The sequence below is a fragment of the Micromonospora sp. NPDC049139 genome, from assembly GCF_055586845.1.
On the sequence record NZ_JBVJHK010000016.1, the window covers coordinates 47,992 to 60,732 of the forward strand.

Genomic DNA, 12,741 nt, shown 5'->3' on the forward strand with positions numbered 1-12,741 from the left:
CGTTTCAACCGCCAGTCCGTCATGATCGCAGCACCCACCGCGGCATGGATAACGATCATCGATACTCAATGACTCGCGACGAGACACGAGGTAACCGCTCAGCCGGGCCGACGTCGGGCCCGGTGCGCAGCGGACCGTCCCGGGCAAACGGCACCCTCCAGCTCAGGACAGCACACGGTAGGTCACATGCGTAACCGAGGTCGCGGCTCGCGACTTCACCTGCTCGAGTTTCAGCGGCGGGACACCCTCGAACAGCCGCGTGCCGGCACCGAGCGTGAGCGGCACGATGTGCAGCCGCAGCTCGTCGATCAGGCCGGCGGCGAGGTACTGGTTGATGGTGGTCACGCCGCCCAGGATCGCGGCATCGCCGTCGCCGGCCACCGCGCGTGCCTGTGCCAGCGCCGACTCGACTCCGTCGGTGACGAAGTAGTACGTGGTGCCGCCGTCCATCGGCTGCGGGTCGCGCCCGTGGTGGGTGAGCACGAAGACCGGGGCGTGGAACGGCGGATCATCGCCCCACCAGCCGTTCCACTGCCGATCCCACTCGCCACGCACCGGGCCGAACATGTTGCGCCCCATGATGAACGCGTTGGCGGCGGTCATCTGGTCGACCTCGGCCCGGTTCTCGGAGGGAGTGTCGAACATCCAGGCGTGCAGCTTGCCGCCCGAGCCGTCGCCGCCGTCGTCGCCGAACGGGCATTCCTCGGTCTGGTTGAGCCCGGCCGAGTATCCGTCGGCCGAGATCGTGATGTCGCAGATCGCCCTGCCCATTCCGCTGGTCATTGCTTTCTCCTCCTCGTAGCGGCCTCCGTCGCCTTCGCAGGGTCGCGTCCCGCCGAGAGGGGCTGAGTCTCCGCTCGTCTTTTCGGGGGTGGCGAGGATGGTGTCGATGTCGTTGCGGGGGGGGTGCTGGTCCCAAAAGGCGTTGTCGATGAGCTAGTGGACGGCTTCCGATTCGACATCCTGCCGGGCCGGCAATGTGTACCGCCGTTCGCGCCATGCCACCGCTTCCGAGGAGGGGCTTCAGACCGCAGCGAACAACAACAAAGTGAACGATCCCACTTTAACGTATATCGCACCGGGGGGCTTGCCGCAAGACCCGGGGCTTACCGCAGAATCGTCGGCCGGACCCAAGAAAACCGATGAAGAAAATGAGGGCACGACATGCGTGCGTTGTTGACGACCTATGGGAGGCGCGGTGACGTCGAAGCGCTGGTCGCGTTCCGGGTGCGATTGCGGCCGATCGACGCGGAGATGGGGGTGTGCGCACCGCCCGAATGGGCGGAGCGGCCAGCCGACCGCCACAGGGGAAGGCAGGGAGAGACGAGGGCAAACCCAGCGGGTCGGACCGAGCTCGAGACGCGGGTGATCCGCCCGGTCGGTGGAGTGCCGCGGAGGACGGCCGCCTCGGAGGTATCGCGATGATCGAGCAATACGTGACGAGTCTCCAAGAGGTCGACGAGATGCAAACCGCAATCGTTGGCGGCAAGGGCGCGCACCTGGGGGCGTTGTCGCGGATCGACGGCATCCGGGTGCCGGCTGGCTTTTGCGTGACAACGGACGCCTTCCGGCGGATCATGGCCGAAGCGCCGTCGATCGACGGCCGGCTCGATCAGCTGTCGCGCCTGAATCCGGACGACCGGGAGACGATCCGCACGCTCAGTGCGGAGATCCGCCGGACCATCGAGGCGATCGCCCTTCCCGACGATGTGGCGGCAGCCATCACCCGGGCTCTCACCCAGCTGGGCGAGCGAGCCGCCTACGCCGTCCGGTCCAGCGCGACGGCAGAGGACCTGCCGACGGCCTCCTTCGCAGGGCAGCAGGACACGTACCTGAACATCATGGGGCAGGCGGCGATCCTCCAGCACGTCAGCCGGTGCTGGGCCTCGCTGTTCACCGAGCGGGCCGTGACCTACCGTCAGCGCAACGGCATCGACCACCGCGCGGTCCACATGGCCGTTGTCGTACAGAAGATGGTTTTCCCGCAGGTGGCCGGCGTCCTGTTCACGGCCGACCCCGTCACGTCCAACCGGAAGGTCGCCGCTGTGGAGGCCAGCTTCGGCCTCGGCGAGGCTCTGGTCTCCGGGTTGGTGAACGCGGACGCCTACAAGGTGCGCGACGGTAAGATCATCGACAAGGCGATCGCCACCAAGCGGCTTGCCATCCACGCCCTGCCGGCTGGCGGGACGAAGGAACAGCCGGTCGACTCGGAGCGGCAGGAGCAGCCGGCACTGGCGGATGCACAGGTCCTGCGGCTGGTGCAGCTGGGCCGGCGGATCGAAGCCCACTTCGGCCACCCGCAGGACATCGAATGGTGCCTGGTCGACGATGACTTCCAGATCGTCCAGAGCCGGCCGATCACCACGCTGTTCCCCGTCCCCGAGACCCGCGACGGGGCCAACCACGTCTACGTCTCCGTCGGTCACCAGCAGATGATGACGGACCCATGAAGCCTCTGGGGCTTTCCGTGTGGCAACTGACGGCCCTCGCGCCGATGCACGACGCCGGTGGTCGACTGTTCGTCGACGTCACCCGGGCTCTGGCGTCGCCGTCGAGCCGCGCCGGCCTCCTGGAGCTCGTGGGAAGATCCGATCCGCTGACCAGGGACGCGCTGGAGACCATCATCGACCGCGGCGACCTCATCCCGTCGCTGCCCGACCAGGGTCCACCAGGGCAGCCCGCTGGCGGCGGCGCCCCCGAACCGGTCGAGACCGATCCGGCCATCGTCACCGACCTGGTCGAACGCAGCCAGGCCTCCATCGCCACCTTGCAGCGCGCCATCGCGACGAAATCCGGGCCGGCGCTGTTCGACTTCCTCCTGGCGTCCTTCGAGGAGCACAAGCGGCTCATCGGCGATCCGCGGAGCATGCAGGTGATCATGGCGGGGATGGAAGCCTCGTGGTGGCTCAACGAGCAGTTGCAGGCGTGGCTGGGCGAAAAGAATGCTTCCGACACGCTCACGTTGTCCGCGCCCCACAACGTCACGTCGGAGATGGGGCTGGCGCTCCTGGACGTCGCCGACGTCATCCGCCCGCATCCGGAGGTCGTGACCTTCCTGCGGCAGGTCAAGGACGAAGGCTTCCTGGATGAGCTGACCGGGCTCCCGGGCGGCCAGGATGCGCGAGACGCCATCAGGGCCTATCTCGACAGGTACGGCATGCGCTGCGTCGGCGAGATCGACATCACGAGGCCGCGCTGGAGCGAACGCCCCACCACGCTGGTGTCCCTCATCCTCGACAACATCAGGAACTTCGAGCCGGGCGCTCGCAAGCGGCGCTTCGAGCAAGGACGCCAGGAGGCGGAGAAAAAGGAACACGACGTCCTGGAACGCTTGCGGGCCCTGCCGGACGGGGAACGGAAAGCCGAAGAAACCAAGCGGATGATCGACCGGGTCCGCACCTTCATCGGGTACCGGGAGTACCCGAAGTACGTCATTGTCAGCCGCTACTTCGTCTACAAACAGGCCCTGCTCGACGAGGCCGAGCGCCTCGTGCAGGCCAACGTGCTTCGCGAGAAGGAGGACATCTTCTACCTGACGTTTCAGGAGCTTCACGACGTCGTGCGCACGAACCAGGCGGATGATCAGCTCATCCGGCAGCGCAAGGACGCGTTCAGGTCGTACCAAGCGCTCACACCGCCCCGGGTGCTCACGTCGGAAGGGGAAGGTGTCGCCGGGGCGTACCGACGAGACGATGTGCCGCACGACGCGCTGGTCGGCCTCCCGGTTTCCGGTGGAACCGTCGAGGGGCGAGCTCGCGTCATCCTGGACATCTCCGAGGCCGATCTCGCACCAGGCGACATCCTGGTCACCGCCTACACCGACCCGAGCTGGTCGCCCCTGTTCGTCGCGATCGAGGGGTTGGTGACGGAGGCGGGCGGCCTCATGACCCACGGGGCGGTGGTCGCCCGGGAGTACGGCCTGCCCGCCGTCGTCGGCGTGGAGCATGCGACCAGGCTGATCCGGGACGGGCAGCGGATTCGCGTGCACGGAACCGACGGGTACGTCGAGATCCTGCCCTGACTCCCATCGACCAAGAGGTCATCCGAGCTTCTGACAGACGCCGAACTCGATCACGAGCGCCCGGAGCGGTCGGGCGGCGACCGCCCGTGGACGGGGACGTCACGGACGGTGCCGCGCGAACGGCACCCCCACGTGACCTCCGACGTCCACGGCGGCCGGTGACCGTTGCCGAGGTACGAGTACGGCGAGTCACCCGTGCGGGTCGCCGAGGATCACACCCGGTGCAGGTCAGTGACGGTGGTCGAGCAGCGCGTCGGCGAGCTTTTCGGGGTCGATCCCGTTGACCGCCCGGAGCTGGTCGAACAGGTCCCGGGGGATGGCGGAGAGCCCGCTGACCGCGCCGGCCATCCCGGTCGCGATCGCGCCGATGGTGTCGGTGTCCCCGCCGAGGTTCGCCGCCAGCACGGCGCAGCGCAACGGGTCCGCGTCCGAGCGGACCAGCAGACCGATCGCGGCGGGCACCGTCTCGGCGGTCGCCACGCCACCACCGACCAGGTCGTAGAGGTCCGCGAGGAAGTCGACGTCGTCCCCGGGCTGCCGCGCCAGGTCGGCGGCCCACTGGGCGCGGCGGACCACCGAGGGGCTGACCACCTGCTCGCCCCGGGTCGCGCCGAGCCGGCCCGCCTCGTACCCGACCTCCAGCGCCCCGGCCAGCCGGGTGGGCCGGTCGGCCGAGCCAGGCGCCTCGACAGCGGCGCTGATGGTGCCCGCGACGAGGCTGGCACCGCTGATTGCCACGCTGGTGTGGTGGGACATCAACGAGGCGGCCACCACCCCGTCGACCAGCGCGTCGAGTCGGTCGCTGCGGTGCAGCAGGCCGACCGGGGCGATCCGCATCGCGGCGCCGTTGGTCTCCCCGCCCTTGCCGGTCTCCGCCGGGTCGGCCCCCTCCCGGAGCCGCCGGATCGCCTGCGCCGAACTGGGGCCGAGGAAGTTGCCCTCGCTCGCCCCCACCCGGTCGGCCCACTCGACGAGGTGCCGGGCGACCACGGCGGTGTCCACCGTGCCGCCCGCGGCGAGGATCGCCCCGGCGAGCATGTACGTCTGCTGCGTGTCGTCGGTGACCTGGCCGGCGACGAAGCCGTCCACCACGAAGTGGCCGTCCGGGCCGGGCAGGAAGCGGTCGATCCAGCCGAAGGTCGACACGACCCGCTGGCGTGGCCACAGCTCGCCGGGCATGCCCATGGCGTCGCCGAGCGCGACCCCGGCCAGGCAGCCCCGTGCCCGATCCGCCGTGGTCACGGTGTCCAGCGTCGCTCGGTCGGTCATGTCGGGTACTCCATTCATCGGTTCTACAGTGGTCACAACGATCCCCACCCCGTCAGCCGGGCCCAGACGACCACGCCGACCACCACGGCGGTCACCACGGCTATGGCGGGATCACGCCAGGTCGGACGCAGGATGGTCAGCGCCGTGGGTTGCCGGGTGATGCCGTAGCCACGGTTGAGCATCGCGGCGGCCAACTCCTCGGACATCCGGATGCCGGTGGAGAAGAGCGGCACCATGATGGTGGTGTAGGCGCGAATCGCACCGATCATCCCGCCGTCGATCCTTGCGCCCCGGGCCCGCTGGGCGTCCAGTACCTGATTGGCCCGGTGCTGCATGGTCGGGACGAACCGCAGGGCGGTCATCACGATGAAGACCACCGGAAACGGCAGCCGGGCCATGCGCATCAGGGCGACGAAGTGCTCCACCGGCGTACTGACGATCAGCGCGGCGGTCAGGCACACCATGGTGAGGATCCGCAGGCCCAGGTTGGCGCCGTGGGCCAGGCCGCCGACGGTCAGCGGCAGGCCGTCACCGAACCAGAGGTGCACCAGCACCCGGGCGGAGGAGGACGAGCCGAAATCGCCGGGGCCCCGACTGAGCGCCGCGAAGACCAGAATCAGGACGACGACCGGGGCCAGGGGCGCCAGTAGCTTGCCCACCTGCCGCCCCGGCACGCCAAGCGCGGGCAGGAGCAGCAGCGAGCCGACGGCCAGCAGCGCGTTGGGCAGCGGGTGGGCGAACTGGAAGGTCAACACCACCGCGACCACGAAGACGAGGAGCTTGGTGCGGACGTCCATCCGGTGAAAGAAGCTCGTGCCGTGCCGGTACTCGAGGAACATCAGGCTTCCTCCCACAGTTCGACGAACGCTTCCACGGTGGTGACCGGGGGCAGCCCGAGCCGCCGGGCCAGGCGGGTCACCTGGGGTGCGACGAGTTGGGTCCCGGCGAGCAGGTCCTCGTCGGCGAAGAGGTCGGCCACCGGAAGGTCGGCGCGCAGCCGACCGGCATCGAACACCAGCGCCCGATGTGCGTACTCGGCGACCAGGGGCATGTCGTGAGTGACCATCAGGATGGTCCGGCCGGCCCGGTTCAACTCGCGGACCAGGTCCATGATCGCCCGCGCGCCGCGCCAGTCCTGGCCGGTCGTCGGCTCGTCGACGATGAGGATCCGGGGTTCCAGGGCCAGGACGCTGGCCACCGCCAGCCGCTGCCGCTGCCCCTTACCGAGCCGGAACGGGTGGTGGTCGAGGTGGGCGCGCATGCCCACCAGGTCGAGCACCTCGCGTACCTTCTCCTCGATCCGGTCGTCCGCCCAGCCCGCGTTGCGCAGCCCGAACGCGACCTCGTCGCGGACGGTCGGGGCGAAGATCTGGTGATCCGGATTCTGGAAGACGTACCCGACGTCGGTGGCCAGGTCGCTGACCGAGCGGTCGCCGGTGGGGCGGCCGTACACCCGCAACTGGCCGGCAGTGGGACGGAGCAGGCCGTTGAGGTGCCGGGCGAAGGTTGTCTTCCCGGCGCCGTTACGGCCGAGCAGGGCGACGAACTCGCCCTCGCGGACCCGGACGTCCACGTCGGACAGGGCCTGGACCCCGGAGGGGTAGCGGTGGCCGAGGCCGGTCGCCTCGATCACGACGGCCGCGTCCGCCGCGACCGCCGGCTGCGGGGCTCGGGCGCTGGCGCGTGCCCGGGCGGTGACCGGTAGCCGGTCCTGGAGCACGGCGACCGCCTCGTCCAGGGTCACCGCCGTCCGGTCGGCGGGCAGCCGGTTGGCCCGCTGGAGCGCGTGGCAGACGGTGGTCACCTGCGGTGGTCGCAGTCCCACCGCCTCGGCCCGCTCCGCGGCGGCGAAGAACTCCGCCGGTGGGCCGTCGTGTACGAGGGCACCGTCGTGCAGGACGATCAGCCGGTCGGCCCACTGCGCCACGAGTTCCGGCTCGTGCTCGACCAGGACCACGGTCCGGTGGCGGTCGGCGGCGGCCTGCTCCACCACCGCGAACACCTGGGCCGTACCGGCCGGGTCCAGTTCGCTGGTCGGCTCGTCGAGCACGAGGATCTCCGGAGCCATGGCCAGGATCCCGGCGATGGCCAGCCGCTGCTGCTGCCCACCGGACATCTGCCCGGTGTCCCGGTCGGCCAGCTCGCCGAGGCCGACCGCGTCGAGGGCCCGGCGGGCCCGGTCGAGCACCTCGGCGCGGGGCAGCCCGAGGTTTGCCGGGCCGACCGCCGCGTCGTCCAGCGCGAGCCGGCCGGTGATCTGCGACTCCGGGTCCTGCATGACCAGGCCGACGTGCCGGACCAGGTCGACCACGTCGTGTTCGACGGTGTCCAGGCCGACCGCGGTCAGGTACCCGTGCATCTCACCGTCGTGGTGGTGCGGGATGAGCCCGTTGAACATCATCAACAAGGTGGTCTTCCCGGCCCCGGTGGCGCCCATGACGGCGACCCGCTCGCCGCGCCGGATCTGGAAGGAGACGTCGGTGAGCTGGCGCTCGGTGGCCGACCGGTACCGGAAGCCGACGCCGTCGGCGCGCAGCACGGCGTCCGGGTCGCCGGTGCCCCGCGACTCGCCGCCGGCGGCTCGGGTCAGTCCTCGGGTGGTCATGGTGCCTCCTCGGTCAGGTCGGCGACCACGCTCACCGGCAGCGGATCGGGGAAGGCGGCACGGACCGCGGTCAGGTCGGTCGGGCGGCAGCTCACCAGGACGCAGGCCGACGGGCCGGCGGAGCGGTCGACCGGTACGGGATGGTCGCTCCGCCAGTCGACGGTGAGCCCGGCGCTGGCCGCGAGCTGCGGCACCTCCCAGGCCAGGCCCTTGGAGCCCACCGGGAGCGCGTCGTGGACGACGCCGCTGTCGAGCAGGGCCCGCAGGTCGGCGAGACCGACGAAGTCGGGGTGGCCGGGGACGACCCGGTCCCGGGGTGCCGAGCGGGGCAGACCCAGGCAGACCACCACGTCCCCCGGGCGGGAGGCCCCGGGGCGCAGCGCCCCGTGAGCCGCCTCGCCGAGGACGGTCACCCCGATGCCGGTGGCGACGGTGGGGACGTTGTCCTCGGTCGTACCGGTGACCCGGTCGGCGTCGAGGCCGACCTCGGCGGCGAGCGCGACGACCGCGGCGATCATCTCCCGGCCCTGCGGGTCGGCCTCCACGCAGAGCGTGTTGACCACGAGGGTCGGAGTGGCTCCGGCGCAGAGCACCTCCAGCAGCGGCACGCGGGTGGCGAAGTGCGCGACGGTCGACGCCGGTACGGCCACCGTGTCGTGCGGCTTCGGGCCGATGCCGCCCACGGAGTCGCAGGCGACGACGAGGCAGCTGTCGGTGAGGTCGAGTACGGTGAGGTCCCGGATTCGCCGGACGCCGCGTACCGCGCCGGTCATCTGGTCTCCTCCTCTGCGAGGCCGGCGGAGCGCAGGGCCCGGGTCGCGGCGGCAGCGACCAGGATGTTGATCGCCGACCCGACGGTGAGTGGCAGCACGAGCGCGGCGAAGAGTCCGACGCCGCCGATCGGGATCATGATGGCGGCGCCGCCGACCCCGTTGAGCACGATGCCGACGACGATCGCGAGCCAGATGTTCACCCGGCGGGCCAGCAGGCCGAAGATCGCCACGAAGACGGCCATCTCGGCCGCGACCAGCAGGTGGACGGGGAGGCCGAGCGGGAAACCGGTGGTCAGGGCGGAGAGCAGGTGCCCGAGCGCCCCGACGATGGACCCTTCGAGCGGGCTGAACGCGGCGCCGGCGAGGAAGGCGGGCGCGGAGTCGAGCGCCACCGTGCCGGTCGGGCTGGGCAGCTTGATGAACGCGCCGACGGCGCTGAGCGCGACGAGGATGGCGATGCGGGCGATCCGGCGGGGGGTGAAGAAGCGCGCGGCACCGCGACGGCGTTCGACCCTCCGGGCTTCGCCATTGCTCGGGCCGGTTCTTTCCGGCGCTCGGAGACCGTCACGAGGTTCGTCCGGACCGTGCTTGATGTTTCGCTCGCTGGGCTCGCTCATGGGGAACCTCCGGTCAGCTTTCGGGGGTGGGGGGTGTGTGCGGGGAACGGGCCGCCTCGAGGTCGAGGTCGGTGCGGATGGTGAACCGATCGGCGCGCAGGACGCTCTTGACGTACTCGACTGCGCGGTCGGCGGCGTCGTAGGTGACCCGTTCGACCAGGAAGGCGGGGGCGCCGACCCGCTGGTCGAGGCAGGTCGCCTCGAAGTCGTCGAGGACGGTGGCGGTGAGCTGCTCGTGCCCGCGTACCGGCTGGATGCCGAAGGCGCGCAGCGAGTCGTAGAGCGACCGGTCGTTCAGGTCGACGCCGAGCAGGGGGGCGCACCGGTCGGCGGGGAGCCACACCGTCTCCAGCGACACCGGGCTGCCGTCGAGGGAACGGACCCGGCGCAGCTCGATCACCGTGTCCGGGCCGTCGGCGACCCGGAGGACCTCGCAGAGCCGGGCGGAGGGACGGACGGCGCCCATGGCGAGGACGTTCGAGCGGACTCGGTGCCCGCGCCGGGCCAGCTCGGCGGAGAACCCGTGCAGGAACCGCATGTCGTGCTCGACCCGGGGTTCGGCCACGTACGTGCCGTCGCCCTGCCGCCGGTTGACGAGCCCATCGCGTTCGAGGCGGGTCAGCGCCTCGCGGACCGTCGCCCGGCTCACGCCCAACTGCTCGGCCATGGCCCGTTCGGTGGGCAGCCGGCTGCCCGGGGGGAGGTCGGAGCCGCCGAGCCGCTGCCGCAACGCCTCGTAGACCTGGTAGTACGCGGGTACCGGCCGGGTCTCGTCGACGACGACATCGCTGATGTCGGCGGGCTCGTACATGATCACCTCGAACATTGGGCGGCTATTGGTCCTGAACCGTAGACCAATGACCGCCCAATGACAATGCCCTGGTCAAGCTGCGTCTCGTGGGTGACCCCGCAACGGGCTCCCGGACGCACCCGACGGGTCGAGATCGCGGCACGACCGGCTCATCTGCCGAGCGGCGCCTCCTGGCGTGCGACGGTGCCGATGGCGTCGATGCGGCCCCACCGCCCTGGAATGTCGAGCAGTTCGATCCGACCGAACCGTTCGGGCAGTGCCGGCGCGACCACCAGATCCTCGCCGTACGGCTCAAGGCCGAGCAGCGTGCGCACCAGCAGCAGGGGGGCCGCGGTGGCCAGGGCCTGCGGGCTGTTCGCCGGCGGATACTGGACGGGGTGCCGGGTCAACTCGCGGTCGTAGCCGCCGAAGGCCTCCGGAAGGCGCCCCTGGAAATGCCGGGACGCGTCGAGGATTCCCTCGGCGATGCGCCCGGCCTCCTGGTGGAATCCGTAGCGGCGCAGGCCCCAGGCAATGAAGGAGTTGTCGAACGGCCAGACGGTGCCGACGTGGTAGCCGAGCGGGTTGTACCGCCCCTCGCCGTGCGCGAGGGTGCGTACCCCCCAGCCGGAGAAGAGGCGGGGGCCGAGCAGGTGCTCGGCGATCTTCGCGGCTCGGGATTCGTCGACGATGCCGCTCCACAGGAGGTGGCCGATGTTGGAGGAGAGGGCGTCGACCTGACGGCCGTCGCCGTCGAGGGCGAGCGCGTAGTACTCGCCGTCGTCGATCCAGAAGTCGCGGTTGAAGCGGTCCTTGAGTTCGGCGGCCTCGCTTTCCAGCCGATCGGCGTACGCGGGGTCGCGCCAGAACTGGCGGGCGAGTCGGGCGCCGCGGACCTTGGCGTCGTAGGCGTAGCCCTGCAGTTCGCAGGTCGCCCGGGGCTGGCTCGGCAGCCGGCCGTCGCGGAACGAGATGGCGTTCGGGGATTCCTTCCAGCACTGGTTCTCCAGCCCGGTCCGCTCGTTGCGGCGCTGGTACCAGACGTAGCCGTCGCCCATGATGTCGCCGTACTCGTCGATCCAGTGCAGCGCCGCGCGCGCCTCGTCCTCGAATTCGCGCACGAGTGTGGCGTCCCCCGTCCACCGCTCGTACTCGTCGAGCAGAATCACGTAGAGCGGGGTGCTGTCGGCAGCACCGAAATACTCCGACTGGGGGCGTTCCTCGAACGCGACCAGCTCGCTGTAGCGGACCTCGCGCGCGACCTTGCCCGGCTCCTCGTCGAGGAAGTCGTCGAGCACGGAGCCCTGGTCGATGCCGAGCATCCGCAGGGTGTGGACGGCCAACTCCGGCGTGAACGGCAACACCTGCAGGCTGGTGAGGATGGCGTCGCGGCCGGTGAGAGTCGCGTTCCACGGCAGCCCCGCCGCCGGCAACGGCTCGGTCGGCAGCGTCAGCGGCGCGAACCGGAGCGCGGCGAGATCGACCAGGCTGCGCTCGTAGGCCCGCTCCACCGGCTTCCAGTCGCAGCCCAACCGCGGAGCCTTGTCGAGCCACTGCCGCAGGTCGTCCTGCAGCCGCGCGGCGTCGCGTCGTTCGCGGGCGGGAGAAATGTGCTCTCGGACATCCTGACCGTCGGGGCGCAGCACCAGCCCCTGGACGTGCAGCTTGGTGCTCCACTGCCCGTGGGGTTCGATCCGGATGTGGTAGGTCAGCCCCTGTTCGTCGACCTGCGCCGGCTCAGTCGTGGAGATCACCGTCTCCCGCCGGAACTTCTCCCGCACGTAGCCGAGGTGCAGGCGCCCGTCCTCGACGTGCTGGTAGAGCCGACCGGGTCTCACCCATTCCTGTCCGATCGCGAGCACCGAGACGAAGTCACCGGCCGCGTCCACGCGGACCGTGAAATCAGCCGGTTCCCCGGAATGGTTGAGCACCGTCAACCGCTCCTCGAAGCTGCTGCCGACCACCGACCGTTCCCGGATCACCGACACCTTGGCGTCCACGTAGTGCGTCGGGGCCCCCGGCACCAGGAAGAACCGCACCTCGAAGTACGACGGGTCGTCCACGGCCAGCGCGCTCACCCGTTCGCCGTTGACGGTCAGCCGCCACCGCGACAGGAACCGGGTGTCGAACGAGAAGAATCCCAACGGGACGGTGGGGCCGGCGTCTATGTCGCCACTGCCGTCGCTCAACACGAAGACGTTGCCGTCCAGGACTCTGACGAGGTCGCTCTTCATCCCTGCCTCCGAACGTCACGGGCGGCGAACCGCGGGTGACGCGCGCCGGGCGGAGGCGCGAAAAGCCGCTCCAACAGGAGGACGAACCGGAACTGTCCTTCGGAGGTTATGTCGTTCCGCAGCCACGCCGCGAGCGGTTTGGCCTCGCCACGCGCCAACCGGTCGAAGAACGCGCTGTCGGCGCGGACGACCGCGTCGGCGTCGCTGTTCTGCTGCGACACCCGAACGGTGCCACCGCGGATCTCCACCAACCAGTGGTCGACCTCGTGGTCGTGCGCGAGGTCGAAGCGTATGGTGCCGTTCGTCTTCTTCAGCAGGCGTTCGTGGCCGTGGCGTTCGAGCGCCTCGAAGAACGTCCTGGTCGCCTCCGACATGGCACCACCTCCCGCAGAATCCGCCGGACCACGGGCAGCATCATTCGGACCAGGGTGG

The 12,741-nt window shown here is 70.4% G+C and carries 11 protein-coding genes; 2 read left to right on the forward strand and 9 right to left on the reverse strand.

All coding sequences use genetic code 11. From position 1 onward, the window contains the following. Nucleotides 1-162: 162 nt before the first annotated feature. On the reverse strand, nucleotides 163-783 hold the full coding sequence (locus ACZ6Q9_RS24130) for a dihydrofolate reductase family protein (RefSeq protein ID WP_396829627.1): 621 nt from the start codon (nucleotides 781-783) through the stop codon (nucleotides 163-165). A gap of 638 nt (nucleotides 784-1,421) precedes the next feature. Between ACZ6Q9_RS24130 and ACZ6Q9_RS24135 the strand changes: the two genes are divergently transcribed. Beyond that, entirely contained in the window at nucleotides 1,422-2,450 is a 1,029-nt protein-coding gene (locus tag ACZ6Q9_RS24135; protein ID WP_466021429.1) for a PEP/pyruvate-binding domain-containing protein, read from the forward strand. Continuing rightward, the gene (locus tag ACZ6Q9_RS24140) at nucleotides 2,447-4,021 is read left to right on the forward strand and encodes a phosphoenolpyruvate synthase (RefSeq protein ID WP_466021430.1); all 1,575 of its coding nucleotides are present in this window, start codon (nucleotides 2,447-2,449) and stop codon (nucleotides 4,019-4,021) included. Before ACZ6Q9_RS24135 ends, ACZ6Q9_RS24140 begins: the two co-directional genes overlap by 4 nt. 228 nt (nucleotides 4,022-4,249) lie before the next feature. Here ACZ6Q9_RS24140 and ACZ6Q9_RS24145 read toward each other — a convergent pair whose 3' ends face one another. From ACZ6Q9_RS24145 to ACZ6Q9_RS24180, 8 genes are all read right to left on the reverse strand, one after another. Further along, nucleotides 4,250-5,290 (reverse strand): ADP-ribosylglycohydrolase family protein, encoded by a 1,041-nt coding sequence (locus ACZ6Q9_RS24145; protein WP_393268631.1) that lies wholly within the window; start codon nucleotides 5,288-5,290, stop codon nucleotides 4,250-4,252. Between the two features lie 32 nt (nucleotides 5,291-5,322). Continuing rightward, on the reverse strand, nucleotides 5,323-6,129 hold the full coding sequence (locus tag ACZ6Q9_RS24150; protein ID WP_396829628.1) for an energy-coupling factor transporter transmembrane component T family protein: 807 nt from the start codon (nucleotides 6,127-6,129) through the stop codon (nucleotides 5,323-5,325). Continuing rightward, nucleotides 6,129-7,895, reverse strand: a complete 1,767-nt coding sequence (locus ACZ6Q9_RS24155; protein WP_393455121.1) for an ABC transporter ATP-binding protein — start codon at nucleotides 7,893-7,895, stop codon at nucleotides 6,129-6,131. Before ACZ6Q9_RS24155 ends, ACZ6Q9_RS24150 begins: the two co-directional genes overlap by 1 nt. Next, entirely contained in the window at nucleotides 7,892-8,668 is a 777-nt protein-coding gene (locus ACZ6Q9_RS24160; protein WP_393455124.1) for a hypothetical protein, read from the reverse strand. The genes ACZ6Q9_RS24155 and ACZ6Q9_RS24160 overlap by 4 nt, the downstream gene beginning before the upstream one ends. Beyond that, the gene (locus ACZ6Q9_RS24165) at nucleotides 8,665-9,285 is read right to left on the reverse strand and encodes an ECF transporter S component (RefSeq protein WP_393268639.1); all 621 of its coding nucleotides are present in this window, start codon (nucleotides 9,283-9,285) and stop codon (nucleotides 8,665-8,667) included. Before ACZ6Q9_RS24165 ends, ACZ6Q9_RS24160 begins: the two co-directional genes overlap by 4 nt. Nucleotides 9,286-9,298: 13 nt before the next feature. Beyond that, nucleotides 9,299-10,111 carry a GntR family transcriptional regulator gene (locus ACZ6Q9_RS24170; RefSeq protein WP_396829629.1) on the reverse strand — a complete coding sequence of 271 codons (813 nt, stop codon included), beginning with the start codon at nucleotides 10,109-10,111 and terminating at the stop codon, nucleotides 9,299-9,301. 134 nt (nucleotides 10,112-10,245) lie between these two features. After that, nucleotides 10,246-12,309, reverse strand: a complete 2,064-nt coding sequence (locus ACZ6Q9_RS24175) for an amylo-alpha-1,6-glucosidase (protein WP_393455130.1) — start codon at nucleotides 12,307-12,309, stop codon at nucleotides 10,246-10,248. Next, on the reverse strand, nucleotides 12,306-12,683 hold the full coding sequence (locus tag ACZ6Q9_RS24180) for an SCP2 sterol-binding domain-containing protein (RefSeq protein ID WP_393268647.1): 378 nt from the start codon (nucleotides 12,681-12,683) through the stop codon (nucleotides 12,306-12,308). The genes ACZ6Q9_RS24175 and ACZ6Q9_RS24180 overlap by 4 nt, the downstream gene beginning before the upstream one ends. Between the last annotated feature and the right edge of the window lie 58 nt (nucleotides 12,684-12,741).